The sequence below is a fragment of the uncultured Dysgonomonas sp. genome (assembly GCF_900079725.1).
In the GTDB taxonomy this organism is placed as follows: Bacteria; Bacteroidota; Bacteroidia; order Bacteroidales; family Dysgonomonadaceae; genus Dysgonomonas.
This window is the reverse complement of record NZ_LT599032.1, coordinates 1,157,045-1,174,887: the sequence shown is the minus strand read 5'-3', so window position 1 is coordinate 1,174,887 and position 17,843 is coordinate 1,157,045. Positions and strand designations below refer to the sequence as shown.

At 41.0% G+C, this 17,843-nt stretch carries 17 protein-coding genes; 12 read left to right on the top strand and 5 right to left on the bottom strand.

Annotated features, from left to right (window positions below; genetic code table 11):
- Positions 1 to 7 precede the first annotated feature (7 nt).
- The 3 genes from QZL88_RS05135 to gdhA all read right to left on the bottom strand — a co-directional run bounded on the left by QZL88_RS05135 (position 8) and on the right by gdhA (position 2,820).
- Positions 8 to 538, bottom strand: coding sequence for a hypothetical protein (locus QZL88_RS05135; protein ID WP_296938956.1), 531 nt, complete (start codon positions 536 to 538; stop codon positions 8 to 10).
- A 7-nt stretch (positions 539 to 545) separates the two neighbouring features.
- On the bottom strand, positions 546 to 1,286 hold the full coding sequence (mtgA, locus tag QZL88_RS05130; RefSeq protein WP_296938955.1) for a monofunctional biosynthetic peptidoglycan transglycosylase: 741 nt from the start codon (positions 1,284 to 1,286) through the stop codon (positions 546 to 548).
- Positions 1,287 to 1,482: 196 nt separating this feature from the next.
- Complete coding sequence (gene gdhA, locus QZL88_RS05125) at positions 1,483 to 2,820, bottom strand: NADP-specific glutamate dehydrogenase (RefSeq protein WP_296938954.1); 1,338 nt, start codon at positions 2,818 to 2,820, stop codon at positions 1,483 to 1,485.
- Between the two features lie 183 nt (positions 2,821 to 3,003).
- Between gdhA and epsC the strand changes: the two genes are divergently transcribed.
- The 8 genes from epsC (at position 3,004) to QZL88_RS05085 (ending at position 10,564) form a co-directional block, all read left to right on the top strand.
- Positions 3,004 to 3,822 carry a serine O-acetyltransferase EpsC gene (gene epsC, locus QZL88_RS05120; protein WP_296938953.1) on the top strand — a complete coding sequence of 273 codons (819 nt, stop codon included), beginning with the start codon at positions 3,004 to 3,006 and terminating at the stop codon, positions 3,820 to 3,822.
- Between the two features lie 32 nt (positions 3,823 to 3,854).
- A complete protein-coding gene (locus tag QZL88_RS05115) occupies positions 3,855 to 5,372 on the top strand; it encodes a TlpA disulfide reductase family protein (protein ID WP_296938952.1) in 1,518 nt (505 codons plus the stop codon).
- 104 nt (positions 5,373 to 5,476) lie between these two features.
- Positions 5,477 to 5,932 (top strand): hypothetical protein, encoded by a 456-nt coding sequence (locus tag QZL88_RS05110; RefSeq protein ID WP_006798394.1) that lies wholly within the window; start codon positions 5,477 to 5,479, stop codon positions 5,930 to 5,932.
- Between the two features lie 193 nt (positions 5,933 to 6,125).
- Positions 6,126 to 6,731 carry a hypothetical protein gene (locus QZL88_RS05105; RefSeq protein ID WP_296938951.1) on the top strand — a complete coding sequence of 202 codons (606 nt, stop codon included), beginning with the start codon at positions 6,126 to 6,128 and terminating at the stop codon, positions 6,729 to 6,731.
- 2 nt (positions 6,732 to 6,733) lie between these two features.
- Positions 6,734 to 7,033 carry a transcriptional regulator gene (locus QZL88_RS05100; RefSeq protein WP_006798392.1) on the top strand — a complete coding sequence of 100 codons (300 nt, stop codon included), beginning with the start codon at positions 6,734 to 6,736 and terminating at the stop codon, positions 7,031 to 7,033.
- Positions 7,034 to 7,095: 62 nt separating this feature from the next.
- Positions 7,096 to 8,472, top strand: a complete 1,377-nt coding sequence (gene creD, locus QZL88_RS05095; protein WP_296938950.1) for a cell envelope integrity protein CreD — start codon at positions 7,096 to 7,098, stop codon at positions 8,470 to 8,472.
- Positions 8,473 to 8,685: 213 nt separating this feature from the next.
- Positions 8,686 to 8,856 carry a hypothetical protein gene (locus QZL88_RS05090; protein WP_296938949.1) on the top strand — a complete coding sequence of 57 codons (171 nt, stop codon included), beginning with the start codon at positions 8,686 to 8,688 and terminating at the stop codon, positions 8,854 to 8,856.
- Positions 8,857 to 9,256: 400 nt separating this feature from the next.
- Positions 9,257 to 10,564 carry a Na+/H+ antiporter NhaC family protein gene (locus QZL88_RS05085; RefSeq protein WP_296938948.1) on the top strand — a complete coding sequence of 436 codons (1,308 nt, stop codon included), beginning with the start codon at positions 9,257 to 9,259 and terminating at the stop codon, positions 10,562 to 10,564.
- Between the two features lie 20 nt (positions 10,565 to 10,584).
- Here QZL88_RS05085 and QZL88_RS05080 read toward each other — a convergent pair whose 3' ends face one another.
- Positions 10,585 to 11,349, bottom strand: coding sequence for a DeoR/GlpR family DNA-binding transcription regulator (locus tag QZL88_RS05080; protein WP_296938947.1), 765 nt, complete (start codon positions 11,347 to 11,349; stop codon positions 10,585 to 10,587).
- Between the two features lie 294 nt (positions 11,350 to 11,643).
- Between QZL88_RS05080 and QZL88_RS05075 the strand changes: the two genes are divergently transcribed.
- The 4 genes from QZL88_RS05075 (at position 11,644) to QZL88_RS05060 (ending at position 16,601) form a co-directional block, all read left to right on the top strand.
- Complete coding sequence (locus tag QZL88_RS05075) at positions 11,644 to 13,233, top strand: glycerol-3-phosphate dehydrogenase/oxidase (protein ID WP_296938946.1); 1,590 nt, start codon at positions 11,644 to 11,646, stop codon at positions 13,231 to 13,233.
- A 127-nt stretch (positions 13,234 to 13,360) separates the two neighbouring features.
- Positions 13,361 to 14,848 carry a glycerol kinase GlpK gene (glpK, locus tag QZL88_RS05070; protein ID WP_296938944.1) on the top strand — a complete coding sequence of 496 codons (1,488 nt, stop codon included), beginning with the start codon at positions 13,361 to 13,363 and terminating at the stop codon, positions 14,846 to 14,848.
- Between the two features lie 152 nt (positions 14,849 to 15,000).
- Positions 15,001 to 15,699: an MIP/aquaporin family protein gene (locus QZL88_RS05065; protein ID WP_296938943.1), complete on the top strand. Its 699-nt coding sequence runs from the start codon at positions 15,001 to 15,003 to the stop codon at positions 15,697 to 15,699.
- A 143-nt stretch (positions 15,700 to 15,842) separates the two neighbouring features.
- A complete protein-coding gene (locus QZL88_RS05060) occupies positions 15,843 to 16,601 on the top strand; it encodes a hypothetical protein (RefSeq protein ID WP_296938942.1) in 759 nt (252 codons plus the stop codon).
- 95 nt (positions 16,602 to 16,696) lie between these two features.
- Here QZL88_RS05060 and QZL88_RS05055 read toward each other — a convergent pair whose 3' ends face one another.
- A complete protein-coding gene (locus QZL88_RS05055; RefSeq protein WP_296938941.1) occupies positions 16,697 to 17,839 on the bottom strand; it encodes an aldose epimerase family protein in 1,143 nt (380 codons plus the stop codon).
- Positions 17,840 to 17,843: the final 4 nt, after the last annotated feature.

The following is a 17,843-nucleotide window of genomic DNA, read 5'->3' as shown; positions in this document are numbered from 1 at the left end:
GGAAACCTCAGTATTTAGAAGGTACGTATCCGGTTAGTTTTTCTAGCTTCTTTATATAAATATGTAAGAAACAGAGCGGGATTATTCCGAATATGCAGAATGAGCTGTCTATCATTCTCCACCAAAAAGGGATGCCGCGCACAGCACCGCATATAAGAGCCAAAGGCATTACACCCAAACAGGCAATCATCCCAAAATATACTATCCATATATTTCGTACAGGTTTCCTGTATAGGCCGATGAATGCCACTGCGATCACCAGATGTGAAAATGCCAGCCAGTCTGTTCCGTAAGCAAGGAAAGGGTAGTCTCGATTAGTATTTATTAAACCGTTGGCAACGGTGGCTATCCAGTAATTGAATCCTTCGTAACTATCGGGCGAAACATCAAGTGATATGCCCATAATCTGGCAAACAATCCGGATTTCGGTTTCGACAGGAAAGGCTGTAACGCCCCAGAAGAAAAGAGCGAAGATATAGAAGATCGTCAATGCTCTGATTTTAAATAGTAGTTGCTTTTCTAGTGTTTGTGTTTCCATAATGATGTTATTTTTTAGTGTTCTTTTTAGTACTTTTTTTTACATCTTTCTTGGGTTCGGGTTCCTTATCAAAATCAACCGGGTTTACTTTTCCCATCAAGTCCAGTATCTTTCCCTGACGCTTTATTATATAAGGTGACGGCTTTGCCGAATTGAACCGTATGGGGTTGGGTAATGTGGCAGCTATCAAAGCTGATTCGCCGGCAGTCAGCTTTTTCGCTGTTTTTTTGAAATGGGCTTGTGCGACGGCTTCCGCTCCATAGATGTTTTTACCCATTTCTATGGAATTGAGGTATACTTCCATAATGCGCTCTTTACCCCAGATGGTTTCTATGAGGAATGTGTAATAGACTTCCAGTCCTTTACGGATATAGGAACGGCCGGACCAAAGGAAAACATTTTTTGCCGTTTGCTGGCTGATTGTACTCGCTCCCCGTTGGCGCTTGCCCTTTTCGGCTTCGTTCATCGCTTTTTCTATCTGGTCGAAGTCGAATCCCGAATGATCTAAGAATAAATTGTCTTCGGATGCTACCACAGCCAATGGCAAGTACTTGGATATTTCATCGAGCGGAACCCATGTATGTTTGCAAACAACCTCCTCTCCCGAAAAGAGTTGTGTCGTATTGTTCCATACCATGAGCGGAGTGTAGTACACAGGGACAAATTTGAAAACGATAACTTGTAATATGCTGAATACAAACAGAAATATTACGATTCTCTTTACCCATTTAAAAATCTTTTTCAGCATATTTCTTTATATAAAAAGAGTCATTATATATTTTACTTTGAAATGCAAAGTTAGTGACAATTATTTGAGATATGCAAAAATATATGGTGTAAAATTCAGGGTAAATATTCCGGTATACAGCCGGCCTCTTTATAAGTCAAAAAGCCCCTTGGATTTCTGTATCCAAAGGGCTTTTCTCTCGATTGATTAAATTAAGTTATACAACTCCCTGCGCAATCATAGCACAGGCTACTTTCATAAATCCCGCAACATTAGCACCTTTCACGTAGTTGATATATCCTCCATCCTCTTTTCCGTATTTCAGGCTTTGAGCATGTATATTTTTCATTATCTGATGTAGTTTCTGGTCTACTTCCTCTTCTGTCCATTGCAGATGCATCGCATTCTGGCTCATTTCCAGTCCCGATGTGGCGACACCTCCGGCGTTCACAGCCTTGCCCGGAGCAAAGAGGGTTTTCTTCTCGATGAAGAAATCCACGGCTTCGGCAGTACATCCCATATTAGATACCTCGGCTATACAGGTAGCGCCGTTGGCAATCAGTGTTTCTGCATCTTTCAGGTTCAGTTCATTCTGTATGGCGCATGGCAAAGCAATGTCTACTTTCTGTTCCCATGGCTTTTTGCCTGCAAAGAATTTAGAATTAGGATACTTATCAGCATATGGAGCTACGATGTCGTCACCGCTGTTGCGAAGTTCGAGCATATATTCTATCTTATCACCGCTAACGCCATCCGGGTCATAAATATATCCGTCAGGTCCCGAAATGGTAATTACTTTAGCTCCGAGTTCTGTCGCTTTGGTGACTGCACCCCATGCTACATTGCCAAATCCCGAAACCGCTACGGTTTTTCCTTTCAGATCTATATTTTTGGCTTTCAGCATTTCGTTCACAAAGTACAGCGCACCGAAACCTGTGGCTTCAGGACGGACCAGCGAGCCTCCGTATTCGAGTCCCTTGCCTGTGAAAGTCCCTGTGTTTTCTCTTGCCAGTTTTTTGTACATGCCATACAAATAACCGATTTCGCGTGTGCCTACGCCGATGTCTCCGGCAGGAACGTCCGTGTCTGGGCCAATATTGCGCCAAAGTTCAAGCATGAAAGCCTGGCAGAAACGCATAATCTCGGCATTCGACTTGCCTCTCGGGCTGAAATCGGAACCTCCTTTGCCGCCACCCATAGGCAGTGTAGTCAATGCATTCTTGAAAGTTTGTTCAAATCCTAAGAATTTGAGTGAGGATAGATTGACTGAAGCATGGAACCGTAAGCCTCCTTTGTAAGGGCCGATAGCGTTGTTGAATTGTACACGGTATCCCAGATTTACCTGAATATCACCTTTGTCGTCTACCCACGCTACGCGGAATGTAAAAATCCTGTCGGGTTCTACCAGGCGTTCGATAATACGGTTTTTTTCAAACTCGGGATGCTGATTATATACATCTTCAATTGATACAAGCACTTCTTTTACAGCTTGCAGAAATTCATGCTCGCCGGGATGTTTTGCCTCCAGCTCTGATAAAATGTTATTTATTTTCATGATTTAACTATTAAATCGGTTCTTGACTATACAAATGTAGAAATAAACAACGATTTTGGGTAATATTTTGTTTTGTTTTTCACTTAGAAATACATGATTTAAAACATACAAAAATTAAGCAGAATCATAATTCCTGATTTTCTGTATTTAATTATTACATTTGTTGTTTTCAAAGCTAAAGTTATGACTAATATATACGAAATCGCGAATAAACTGAGAGCCGAGTCAAAGCACTTGCCAATCAATAGAATTGAACTGGAAGATGCGCTGAATACACTGATCCATCGAGTACTGTTTCCGATCTGTGATCAGGAGAAGTCCAGAGAGAAAAAACTATATTATTTTTACTCTATTCTGGTAGAAAATATTGCCGCCTTGTCGGATCGAAAAACGGCAGAGGCGATGGTTGACAGATTCATATCAGGGTTACCCGAACTTCAGGATAAATTATACGACGAAGCGACTGTCTACTTTGAAAATGACCCGGCGGCTAAATCGATAGAGGAAGTTATTCTTACCTATCCCGGTTTTTTTGCACAGGTGGTCTATCGTATTTCCCATGAATTCTATAAAATGAATACGCCTATTATTCCCCGGTTATTTTCCGAATACGCCCATTCGAAGGTGGGTATAGATATAAATCCGGGAGCGAAGATAGGACGGGCTTTCTACATTGATCACGGAACAGGGATCGTGATAGGGGAGACTACGGTTATCGGCAACAATGTGAAAGTTTACCAAGGGGTTACTCTCGGAGCATTGTTTGTAACCAAAGGCCTTGCCAATGAGAAAAGGCATCCGACCATTGAGGATAATGTGGTTATCTATGCCGGAGCTACTATTTTGGGAGGCAAGACGGTTGTCGGCCATGATTCTACAATCGGAGGTAATGCCTGGCTGACAAAAAGTGTGGTACCCTATTCTCTTGTTCAGCAGAATTCAGAGATAAGAATACACAGTACACTTAGTGCAGGAGAGCATATTATTGATTTTAATATATAGTTCTTTACTAATGCCATAAATGCCTATATCATATGAAAACAGCAATCAGAATGTTCAGTTTATGTCTGCTATTGTACATAAACACTGTAACTGTATATTCGCAAACAGATAACGAGCTACCGGCACCCCGGTTTAAATATGGTATAGCGACCTTGTCAGGTAAGATAACCGGAGATATACCTGATAGTATGAAAACTGTATCGCTGGATTTACTCTTAAACAAGCCTTTCTTTGATTATACAATTAATCAGATACCTGTTAAAGAGGATGGGACATTTACATTTAGCACTCCGGTATTTGCGGTGGGTTCTTGTGTTATAAGATCATCAGTATTTGAGGGGAATGTGTATATAATTCCAGGGGAGGAAACTAGGTTGGAAATAAATTTCGATAAAAACGGAGCTAAACAGATAATAACGTCCAATAGTCTGAACCTGACTGCTGCTGATGCTATGAATATCGGGCTTGTTTTCAGAGATATTCTCAGCAATAATCCGGCGAATGATAATTACAGTATGCCAATAGAGGAGTATAGCAAGTATGTTGTTGACTACACTGAAAAAGCTATGGTGAAATTGCAAGGCTATGCCGAACTATCGGCAAATGCGAAGCAGATCTTATCATATGAAATAAAGACTTTTTTGTTACATATGTTGTATCTGGGCTATGAGGACAATATGCAGATGAGGTATAATTATAAATACCGAGATCAGGCTAAGGATGAAAGAGTAAATTTTGTACCTCAAAAACCCTCTATTGAGTATTATTCAATTCTTAAACATTTGGATTTGAATGATTCCCGCTATTTGTATGCTTCTTATTTGCAGATAGCAATTGGTGAATTGCTGAAAAATAAAGTTCTGAATATTCCACCTATTGAGGGGCTGACTATTGATGAATGGTTAGTTAAAGCTAAAGAGCCTTTGCATATTATAACAGGAGCAAATCCGGGATTTTTCTGTAATGTACTTATTGCAAGTATGTATGCTGCGCAGTTGGATGCAATGAAGCCCCTGTCTGAAATTCAGAAGAAAGATATCGATACATACTTTACTGATAAATCGTTTGCCGAAGTATTGTTTTCGAGGGATGAAGAAATAGTCAGGATGCTCAACTCGCAGGCAGGTAACAAGAAACTTGTGAAAAATGAAACTCCGGCTGTAGCTAAAGAAGATATTATGAATGCTATTGTAGCAAAATATAAGGGAAAAGTTGTTGTCGTAGATTTCTGGGCAACCTGGTGTGGTCCTTGCCTTGCTGCAATGAAGAGGACAGAGGCTATCAAATCAGAATATGCGGATAAAGATGTTGTGTTTGTTTATATTACCAACCCTTCTTCAGTGCGCAAGACGTGGGAAGAGAAAATTCCACAAATAGGAGGAGAACATTTCTACTTGACTGATGAAACCTGGGATTATATTTTGGAGCAATATGATTTTTCAGGTATTCCTACCTATCTGGTCTTCGACAAGGAAGGAAAATTGAAAAGAAAAAGCGTTTCTTTTATGGGTGTAGAGAAAATGCGAGAATGGATTGAAGAATTATTTTGATTATCATCTCTTTATTGCTCTTTACATTTTATAAAAGAAATAGTAGAAAACAGCGATTAATGCAATATTTTTCTAACTTTGCATAAATATTATCTATTATCTACATGGGAACAGGAGCAAACAGAGACACATCTACTCTGATAAAAGATACTTTCAAACAGGCGATTGACAGTTTAGCAAAGGACTATAAGGGTAGTTCTCTGACCGATATCTTTATCACTGTGGATAAAGAGAGTGGGGAAGTAGCCTTTTATGACGATGAAGAAAATAAAGTAGCTGAGATTGTTATTTTCAATTGGGTAGACAAAGTCGATGAATTGCCGGATGAAAAGGTTATATCTGTTTTGCGTAAGGTGACAGAGCAATTGGATGAAGAAAATATGTTTTCCTCCCTGGACTTGTTCAAACCTTTCTCTGTTAATTATGCCGATGAAAACTTTGTAGTGATGGAAGAACTACTGCTCATCAGTGAAGATGATGTTGTCAAAATCGACAATGATCTGATGGAAAAGTTTGATCGAGAATTTGATGAATTTCTTGATAAGTTATTGAAAGAATAACGACTTTAGTCACCATTTATAATAGATACTTCACATTATACAGACTTGCTGTTTTTTTTATACTGATTTGTCACGTAAATCTTGTAAACTGACAGATCTGTAATGTTTATTTTCCCCTTCACGAAAAATATTACCCCAACTTATTGCATATCCCAAATATAACAGTTTACTTTGTGTTTCAAAGTGAAATATTATGGATACAAATCTGGATGATTTAAAACATATACGTTCCATGATGGAGCGGTCGAGCAAGTTCTTATCTATAAGCGGTATGTCGGGCGTATTGGCCGGTACATTCGCTATTGTAGGAGCCGTAGTGGCATACCTTGTTCTCGAAGGGCGGTTTACATTTACAGGCTCGCTCCTGTATGATTTCATCCTGATTGCATTTGCGGTGCTGGTATCTGCTTTGACAGCAGGATTGGTCTTGTCTTACAAGAAAGCGATACGAAGCAACGCGAAACTCTGGCAACCTGTAACCCTGCAAATAGCTAAGGACTTTTGTGTACCGATGGCTGTTGGCGGACTATTTTGCATCATTCTTATATATAAGCATGTCGCTTATCTGGTAGCACCCAGTATGCTGATATTCTATGGACTGGGGCTTATTGCTGCAGGTTCGCGTACCTATCGTGATGTGAAAATACTGGGAGCATGTGAGATTGTACTAGGACTGGTTGCAGCGGTAGTAGTAGGATATGATCTGATATTCTGGGGAATTGGATTTGGTGTTTTACATATAATATATGGTATCCTTATTTATTATAAATATGACATGAAGTCTGTAAAAAACGGTTGATTATGAAAGATATTATATCAGGATTGAATAAGGTCTTCGACAGCCGTGTACGCTTGGGGATAATGTCGGTGCTGATGGTAAATGACAGCGTGGACTTCAATACGATGAAGGAGTTACTCGATGTTACCGACGGCAATCTGGCCAGTCATCTTAAAGCATTGGAAAAAGAAGAGGTTATAGAGGTCAGAAAACAGTTTATAGGGCGCAAGCCTAATACTTCTTATCAGGTTACCTCCTTGGGGCAAAAGCTATTTAAAGAACATATCGATGCACTTGAAAAATTAATTAATCCTTTGCCATAAAATTTTTTATTTATATACTTTGAAATTCAAAGAACTTTTATTTAAATATTAACTTGAAACTTATGAAAACAAACTTTGGAACAAACGTAGACATGCTTATCGTCAAAATCGTTGTCGTCGCTGTCCTTGTAGCAGTAATGCTGCTACCTATTACTATGATAAGAAGCCTGATCGAAGAAAGAGAGCAGAATCAGCAGACAGCTCAGGACGATATTGTGAACAAATGGGGAGGAACTCAGCAGCTGACAGGCCCTGTACTGGTACTGCCGTATCAGAGCGGTATCGATAAAAACGGTAATCCGCTTATCGCTTACTCTTACTACCTTCCGGATGATTTTCGTGTAGATGGCAATATCATTGCAGAGGAGCGTACGCGTACATTATTTCATACATTGGTATATCAGTCGGATATGAAAATCAGTGGAAAGTTTAGCTTACCTGACTATGCAAAATTGAATATAAAAGAGGAACATGTAAGGTGGCAGGATGCTTTCGTTTTAATTGGCATCCCATACCTACAGGGTGTGAGGAATAAGATTGAGTTTAACGTAAATGGCAAGTCATTGCCGGTACAGCCCGGAGTGAAAAGCAACACGCTTATCGATTCGGGTGTGACAATCGGTATGCCTGTCGATCCGTCAGTACAGAGTTATGAGTTTAGCTTCGATCTGGGACTGAATGGTAGCGGAGGACTTTATTTCACCCCGATAGGAAAGGAAAACCGCATTCATCTGAAGTCGCCATGGAGTACGGTCGCTTTCAATGGGGATTTCCTGCCGGCCGATCGTGTAATTAATAACGAAGGATTTGATGCCAGCTGGAATGTATTCGATTATAATCGCAACTATGTGCAGATGTGGACGGGGAGTAACGATGTAATCAAAACATCTTCTTTGGGCGTAGATTTACGGTATCCGGTAGATAAATACCAGATGACAATGCGTTCGGTGAAGTATGCGATTATGTTTATCGTCCTTACATTTGTTGTCTTCTTCCTTGTCGAATTACTGAGCAAGAAGCGCATCCACCCTGTACAATATCTGCTTGTCAGTTGTGCATTGGTGTTGTTTTATACCTTATTACTGGCAATATCAGAGCATCTTAGCTTTGGACTTTCTTACCTGATTTCGGGGGCGGCGACCACATTGCTGATAACGGCTTATTCTACCACCATGTTCCGTAATGTGAAACAGACAGCTGTTATGGGGCTCTTCCTTACGCTGCTTTACGCTTATCTGTATATTATCCTGCAACAGGAAAATATGGCTTTATTATTCGGTGCTGTCGGATTGTTTGTCGCCTTAGCCATAGTGATGTATGTTTTGCGGAAGGTGAACTGGTATAAAAATGACGAAGAGAATGATGAAACAAAAGAAATTGTAGAAGAAGAGATTCCTCCAGTATATATATCGAAGGATGAGAATAATGATATGAATTAAGTTTAGTCAATCAATATTATTGAGGGCATAAAGCGCATAAATAATTGTGTGTCTTTATGCCCTTTGTTTTTTATTTAATGTTGATCAGGTTAATTCGATCTCTTTTATTTGTGAAGATGTATGCGATATTTTATCTATACTGTACAGATGTGAGCCGGGTTGTCAGAAAAGATAAGAGGTGTTACTTTTTTTATAATTAAAGCGAATCAGTAGTTGACATTTAATGTTCGTTTTTTATTGACTACACTTCGTTTCGTCTTAATATTCATTTTGGCATTGCCCAAAACGAACCAAAAGGCTAGTGCTTCGTCGCTCGGCGACTTTACCGGACAGGTGCCCGCCTGCGGAACTAATGCGCGTCCGCTAACGCATAAGTGGGGCTAAAGCCTCTTAACTAAATTGGCGTACATTTGATTACGCGTAGACAAAATATAAAAATAATAGAACATTAATAATCAACTACTGATTTGCATAATTTATATTGGAGTAAGGATGATCAATAAAGAAACTGAAAAAGGAATAGTAGTAAAAAACGGAGAATGTGTTACATCTGTTACCTTTTAACTAAACGTGGTTAATGAATGCAAAATGCACACAATGGAAATATTGAAAAATGTGTCAGATATGTCAGTTTTTAACCAAATATAGTTAATTAATGTAAATGTACTGAAGGGCTAGGTTTTACGTCTTAATGTCTCCATGTGGGAATACTGTTAATTGCTGACTACTGACCGTTAACTGAAAAAAGCTATCTTTGCATCCGGTTATTAAAAAGATTGAACAAATGAATCAAGATAAAAAGTGGTATCACTCAAAAGGCTGGGCATTGATGCCGTTGGCAGTGTTTTTCCTGCTGTATGTCCTTACCTTTATTTTCACAGGAGACCTTTATCAGATGCCTGTTTCGGTAGCCTTTATGACAGCATCCATGGTTGCGGTCCTGTATTCGAAAGGAGGGAAGCTGGCAAACCGCATCACCCAGTTTTGCCGCGGTGCAGCCAACGAAACCATTATGCTGATGGTTGTTATCTTTATTCTGGCAGGAGCATTTGCCGGTACAGCCAAGGCAATGGGGGCGGTGGACGCTACGGTGAATATGCTTCTCTATCTCTTGCCGGAGCAATCTATATTGGCAAGTGTATTTATTGCAGCTTGTTTCATATCCATGTCTATGGGTACATCTACGGGAACTATTGCCGCTTTAGCGCCTATTGCAGTAGGAGTCTCTTCCCAGGCCGGGCTCGATTTACCTATGATGTTGGGTATTGTAGTTGGCGGGGCTATGTTCGGAGACAATCTCTCCTTTATATCGGATACTACGATTGTGGCTACACGTACGCAGGGATGCCAGATGCAGGATAAGTTCAAGGTGAATATCCGTATTGTATTTCCTGTTGTCATACTGGTACTCCTGCTTTATATTTATCAGGGGCTGGAGCTGACAGGCGGAGCATCTGTTTCGGCGGAGCAGGTAGAATGGGTGAAAGTGTTGCCTTATCTGGCTGTATTGATTACAGCTTTGGTAGGAGTCAATGTGATGGTCGTGCTGGCTTTGGGGATTATCCTATCGGGTGTAATCGGACTTATTACAGGTGGCTTTGGAGTTTGGGACTGGACTGCGGCCATGAGTCAGGGTATCGTTGTGGATATGGGAGAACTGATCATTGTATCGCTGATGGCAGGAGGTATGTTTGAACTGATACGCTTCAATGGAGGGGTCGACTGGCTGATAGGCAAGATGACACGCAATATACGGTCGAAGCGTTCCGCTGAATTTTCTATCGCCGGACTTATTTCGTTAACCAATCTCTGCACGGCGAATAATACCATCGCCCTGATTATAAGCGGGCCGATAGCAAAAAATATCAGTGATAAATTCGATTTGGATAATCGGAAGATTGCCAGTCTGCTGGATACTTTCTCTTGTTTTGTCCAGGGTTTGATACCTTATGGGGCGCAATTGCTTATAGCAGCAGGGTTAGCTAACGTAAGCCCTATGCAGATTGTACCTTATCTGTATTATCCTTTGCTGATAGGATTTGCTGCAATAGCATCAATCATATTCCGCTATCCGAGGAAATATGCCGGGTAATGCTGAATGGTCTAAAATCCTTATACAAGGGTAACTTCTATATCGCGTTCGCGGAGCATATCAATGATGTGAGCAGGCGCATTGTTATCTGTAATAATATGGTGTATCTTGTTCAGATCGCATATTTTGCAGAAACCTCGTTTGCCGAACTTTGAAGAGTCGGTCAGTATAATAATTTTTTGCGCTGCGTCTATCATTTGCTGGTTTATGCGGGCTTCGCTCATGTCGCTGGTAGTCAGTCCGTAATCAAGATCGATACCATCCACACCCAGGAATAATTTGTTGCACGACAGGCTTTCCAATATATTTTCGGCATAATGCCCAATGACCGAAACGGAGTTCTTTCTCATATTGCCGCCCAGTTGCACTATCTCAATATTCGGGTTGTAGCAAAGGGTCAGAGATACTTTTACCGAAGATGTGATAACGGTGATATTATGATCGACGTTGATCTCATTTGCGAAAGTGAGCAGGGTAGTACCGGAAGCTATAATTATTTTATCGTTAGGCTCAAGCAGGCTATTGGCGGCTTTGGCAATTCTGGTCTTTTCCTCCATTTGCATTTTCTCTTTCACATCTATGTGTTTATCCGTGATGATAGAGCTTAGACTGCTGGCACTCCCATGATTGCGATAGAGCATCTTTTTGCTTTCGAGATATTTTAAATCTTTACGAATTGTAACTTCCGAAACTTCTAACTTCTCACTAAGTTCCTGGACTTTTACATATCCGTCATGCTTTAGCTGTTCCAGTATAAATTTATGTCGTTTAGCTATATTTCCCATATCTCAAATTGAAGATTACAATTAATAGTTGCAAAGATATAAAAATTTTAAGAACTAGAAGATTTAAAAACTTGAAAGATTTTGGTTTCGTTTTATATTTTATGGAGTGGATTTGGATTATATATTGTTTAATAAATCTTGTTTTATTCGAGTTTTTTTAGTTTGTTGGTTTCGAAATGTTTTATTTGGTTTTGAATAAGATATAAAATGTTGATATTTGATATAAAAAAGTTTCGAATTTATTTGTTTATTTAAAATACATATTTATCTTTGTGTATATTAAAGCCAAAAGTTATGAATCGAAATAATTATATAGAACAAATAGCAGACAAATCCATAATATGGGATTTTGTTGTTGTCGGTGGTGGAGCTACCGGGCTTGGTGCGGCAATCGACGCTGCTTCCCGTGGGTTCAAGGTCGCCTTGGTAGAGCAGGCTGACTTTACGAAAGCCACATCGAGCCGTAGCACAAAGCTGGTACACGGAGGTGTGCGCTATCTGGCGCAGGGCGATGTGAGTCTGGTTATAGAAGCTTTGCGCGAAAGGGGACTGATGAAGAAGAATGCCCCGCATCTGGTGAAAGATCAACGATTTATTATAGGTAATTATAAGTGGTGGGAAAAGCCATTTTATACGATCGGACTAACTATTTATGATATATTGGCCGGAAAACGCGGCTTGGGCCGTTCCTTGCCGATGAGTAAGAAAGCTGTGGTTAAGGAGATACCTCAAATCGCAACTGACGGACTAAAAGGCGGGGTTGTGTACCATGATGGTCAGTTCGATGATTCCCGTATGGGGATTAACCTTCTGCAAACTGCCGCAGAGCAGGGAGCTACTGTTGTGAATTATGTGAAAGTTTCGAATTTGATTAAAAACGAAACCGGAAAGATTGCGGGAGTGAAAGTGTATGACGAATTAGGAAAACGAGAATATACTCTTCAGGCAAAAGTAGTAATAAACGCTACCGGAATTTTCGTCGATGAACTGATGAAGATGGATGCGCCGGAAAAAGACAATATTGTGCGTCCCAGCCAGGGGGTACATCTGGTAGTAGATAAATCCTTTTTGGGAGGTGATACTGCAATTATGATCCCAAAGACCAGCGACGGGCGGGTGATGTTTGGTGTGCCGTGGCATGGAAAAGTAGTTCTGGGTACTACCGATACTCCGTTGAAAGAGTTCGTCCTTGAGCCGCAGGCACTTGAGGAAGAGATCGAATTTATACTTAAGACGGCAGGTCAATATCTGGCAAAACAACCGAAACGTGAAGACGTACTTTCGGTATTTGCGGGATTAAGGCCACTGGCAGCACCTAAAAAAGGAACTGATGGACAAAAAACAAAAGAAATATCGCGCAGCCATAAAATAGTTGTATCAGATAGTGGGCTTATTACCATTACCGGTGGTAAGTGGACAACATACCGCGATATGGCCGAAGATGTGGTGAACAGAGCTTTGCCAATCGGAAACCTGCCTCAGAAAGAGTGTGTGACAAGGGATTTGAAGATACACGGCTATAAAGAAAATGTTGACAGGTCGGATTTCGGTTATGTGTATGGCAGCGATTACGAAAAAATACAGAAGCTACAGCAAGAGAGACCCGAGCTGGCGAGGAAGCTCCATCCGTGTTTCGACTATACGGGGGCGGAAGTTGTATGGGCTGTCAGGGAGGAAATGGCTATAACTGTCGAGGATGTGTTATCCCGAAGATTACGGGCCACATTTTTGGATGCGCGTGCAGCCATCGATATTGCTCCGGAGGTAGCATCTATAATGGCAAAAGAAACAGGAAAGGATGTAGAATGGGAAAAAACACAGGTACAGGAGTTCGTAGAACTGGCACAACATTATCTGCTCGTTCCGTATAATCCCGATAAATAAGTAAAAAAAGTATTTAATGTAATATTTTTAGTCATAACTAACTATTGCTGTTGCAGATATAAAAGCAATAAATAGGTCTGAGACCTTAAAAAAGACACATTTTTTTAACCTAATCAATATCAACCACATGGAAAAGTATATCTTATCATTCGATGCAGGAACTACAAGTTCGAGAGCTATAGTCTTTGACCATAAAGGCGAAATATGCTCTGTTGCGCAAAAGGAATTTCCGCAGATATTTCCACAAAGCGGATGGGTAGAACACAACCCGCATGAAATCTGGGCTTCGCAGGCTGCCGTTGCTGCCGAAGCAATTACGAAAATCGGTATTAACGGTACTAATATTGCCGCGATAGGTATTACCAATCAGCGTGAAACAACCATTGTATGGGACAGGGAAACAGGAGAACCGGTCTATAATGCGATTGTGTGGCAGGATAGAAGAACATCCGAATATTGCGATAAGCTGAAAAACGAAGGACTTCTGCCTTATATTAAAGATAAGACGGGATTGATTGTAGATGCGTATTTCAGCGCAACAAAAGTAAAATGGATACTGGATAATGTGGAAGGAGCCAGGGCAAAAGCAGAAAAAGGACAGTTGGTATTCGGCACTGTAGATACATGGATTGTCTGGCAACTGACCAGAGGAGAAGTGCATGCTACTGACGTTTCCAATGCTTCACGCACTATGTTATACAATATCCATACACTGGAATGGGATGATGATTTGCTGAAGCTGTTTAATATCCCCAAAAGTATGATGCCGAAAGTATGTGCTTCGAGTGAAGTATACGGACATACCAAGACTACAATCTTCGCGTCTAAAGTACCGATTGCAGGTATTGCCGGAGACCAGCAGGCTGCATTGTTCGGACAGATGTGCGTCGATACCGGTATGGTAAAGAACACATACGGCACAGGCTGTTTTATCCTGATGAATACCGGGGAGAAACCCGTTGTGTCGAAAAATAATCTGGTAACCACTATCGGATGGCAAATCGGCGGGAAAACCACCTATGCCCTTGAAGGGAGTATATTTGTGGGTGGTGCTATCGTTCAGTGGTTGCGCGATGGCCTAAAAGTCATTAATTCTTCGTCCGAAATAGAGCAACTGGCGATGCAGGTACCTGATAATGGTGATGTATATTTTGTCCCTGCTCTGACTGGCCTTGGCGCTCCGTACTGGGATCAGTATGCACGCGGAACGATTGTCGGAATATCGAGGGGTACAACTGCTGCTCATATTGCACGTGCAGCTCTCGAAGGTATAGCTTATCAGTCGATGGATGTTATTAACGCTATGATTTTGGATGCAGGCGTTGGACTTAAAGAGCTGCGAGTGGACGGAGGTGCTGCGAAAAATGATCTATTGATGCAATTTCAGGCGAATGTACTCGGGCAAACGGTAATTCGTCCGCAAACAACAGAAACGACAGCTTTAGGAGCAGCTTATCTGGCAGGATTAGCTGTCGGCTTCTGGGAAAATATCGAAGAAGTGAAGAAACAATGGCATGTAGATTCCCGTTTCGAAGCCGATCCGAAAGTGGATATGCATCTGGCTAAGAGAAAGTGGTCTGAAGCGATATACCGCGCGCAATCGTGGGTGAAGTAGGTTGCTGAACATATCTTGATAACACAACACTAATTAGTCGTTATTTTAAATCGGGCCATGATGAAGGATTCGTCCCGGGTTCTTCATCCGGCTCCGGGAGCTGGCAAGCTAAAATAATACAGAGCTAAATTAACCTTTTAATAAATAAGACCATGGGACAAGATATTTTATTCGAATTTATTGGCACAGCCATACTTATACTTTTTGGTGCTGGCGTATGCGCAAACGTTTCTTTAAAGAAAACATTGGGTAATAGCGCCGGATGGGTCGTTATTGCCTTCGGTTGGGGATTCGCAGTATTTGTCGGAGCCTTCATCTCAGCTCCGTTCTCGGGCGCTCACCTCAATCCTGCCGTAACAATAGGACTGGCTATTGCAGGCAGTTTCAAAGGCAGCATTATCGGCTATATTATAGCCCAGATGTTAGGCGCTATACTTGGTGCATGCATCGTCTATCTTATGTATAAACCACATTTCGATGCTGAGGAAAATCCGGATGCAAAGCTGGGGGTATTCTGTACAGGGCCGGCTATAAAAAACTGGTTTTCTAATTTCTTCAGTGAAGTTGTCGGTACATTCGTCCTTGTGTTTGGTATCCTTTACGCTGCCGGAGCCGAAATAGCAGGTCCATTGCCTGTTGCCATCCTTATTGTAGCCATCGGTATGTCGTTAGGTGGAACAACGGGTTATGCAATCAATCCCGCCCGTGATCTTGGCCCCCGGATTGCCCATTTTATATTACCGATAAAAGGTAAAAGGGACAGTAACTGGGGATATGCGTGGCTGCCTGTTGTAGCACCGATATGCGGCGGATCTCTCGCAGCCTTATTGTATATCGCCCTCGCTGCTTAAATAATTCGAAGAGGCATTCTGAAAATATCTTATTAATCATATTATTATAATAACGTAGCTATGTCTTTTCAGGCATAGGTTGGGAGTCGTGTTGCTTTATTTTCGGGTTATGCCTCATTTTATAACCTTTCAAATAGTTAATTATGAAATACTTTAAACTAACAATTCTCGCATTATTCCTTTGCTTATTGCCGTCATTATCTTTGCTTGCTCAGGATGAAGAGAAGTATACTCCGGTGGATTTTTCTTTGCAGTTAAAAAATATGCATCTTTGGAGAGGATTACAGGTGACTAATACTGCTTTAGGAGCTGTCGATCTGCATCTTAAGGATAAGAGCAATAGTTTTACCGTCGGACTGTGGGGCGGTGCCGGATTTACGGGTGATTACAAAGAATTCGACTATTATATGTCTTATTCCAAGAGTGGGTTTACTGTTGCATTGTGGGATATTTACAACTTCTCTAAAGATGCCACATATAACAACAGGCAGGTGTTTAATTATAGTGCACGTGATACAGGGCATTTTATAGATATCTCGGTCGCATACCGTTTTCAGGGAAGTGTCCCTCTGAATATTAGTTGGGCAACAGTTATTTTCGGGCGCGACAGAGGGGCTTTAAACGAGAAGAACCTTTATTCAACATATGTATCTATGGATTACCCCGTTCTCAGGGGAGGTATAGTAGACGTAGATCTGGGGGTTGCCGGAGCATTCGCGCTGAATCCGGAGAACGGTACCGATGCGCATTTCTATGCAAAAGATGCGGGCATTGTTAATATTAATGTGACAGCATCGAAAAAGTTAAAGTTTGGAGGTTACACGCTGCCGGTATCTGTAATGGGAATGTTCAATCCGGCTAATAATGAAGCAAATTTGCAGATAGCATTAGATATATTTTAGCCACTCCTTTTTAATTAAACGTAAGTTTGTGTGTTAAAGAAAGAAGCAGCCCGGATATCCGGACTGCTTCTCATTATTTGATATAAGATAAAAGCTTATTTCTTAACAGAGAATTTAAAGATTGTCTCACTATTATATTTTTCTCCTGGACGAAGCGTAGTTGTCGGCCAGTCTTTTTTGTTAGGAGTATCAGGATATTTCTGAGTTTCAAGACATACAGCTGTGCGGTGTTGGTAAACAATACCTTTTTTGCCTTTGTCGGTTCCTTGCATGAAGTTACCTGCATAGAATTGCATTCCCGGTTCGGTAGTATATACATCTAATACGATACCGGTCTTAGGAGATTCTAATGTTGCTGCAACCTTATTGATATCACCACCTGTGTTCAATACCCAGTTATGATCATATCCTTTACCATTTAACAGTTGAGTGAAAGTAGCATCATCAATTCTTGCACCAACGGCAGTCGGTGTGCGGAAATCCATTGGTGTACCTTCTACGGTAAGTATTTCACCGGTAGTCATGAATGTAGAATCAATCGGGGTATATTGGTCTGCATGTAGTGTCAACAACCAGTCTGTATTCTTAGAAGTAGGATCGCCGTCCATATTGAAATATGAATGGTTAGTGAGGTTCACTACGGTTGGTTTGTCTGTTTCGGCTTCATATTTTATCTGAAGTGCATTGTCGTCGCCAAGAATATAAGTTACTTTCACATTCAGATTGCCAGGGAAGCCCTCTTCTCCGTCTTTCGATAAATAAGTGAGCTCAAGAACATTGTCCGAGGCTAGTTTAGCATCGAAAATCACAGTGTGGAATCCTTTGTCGCCACCATGCAGAGTGTGCCCGAAGTTGTTCTTTGGTAAGTCATATTTTATATCATCGATTTGGAATGTACCATTTCCGATACGGTTGCCATAGCGTCCGATGATAGCACCATAGTTAGATGGTACATTGATATAGTCCTGAATAGAGTCGAATCCCAATACGACATCTTTCTTGTTTCCGTCTTTATCCGGAACCATAATAGAAACAATACGTCCTCCGAGGTTTGTTATACAAACTTCCATTCCGCCAGCGTTTGTAAGTACATACAAGTCTGTTTTCTTTCCGTTAACTTCCGTTTCAAAGTTCTTTTTGTCCAAGCCTGATTCCGTAAGTTTCCCTACAGGGGCTTTTTCGTTACATCCTACAAAAAGCAGGCCGGCAGCTACTGCTGCAAAAAACATTTTCTTCATAATT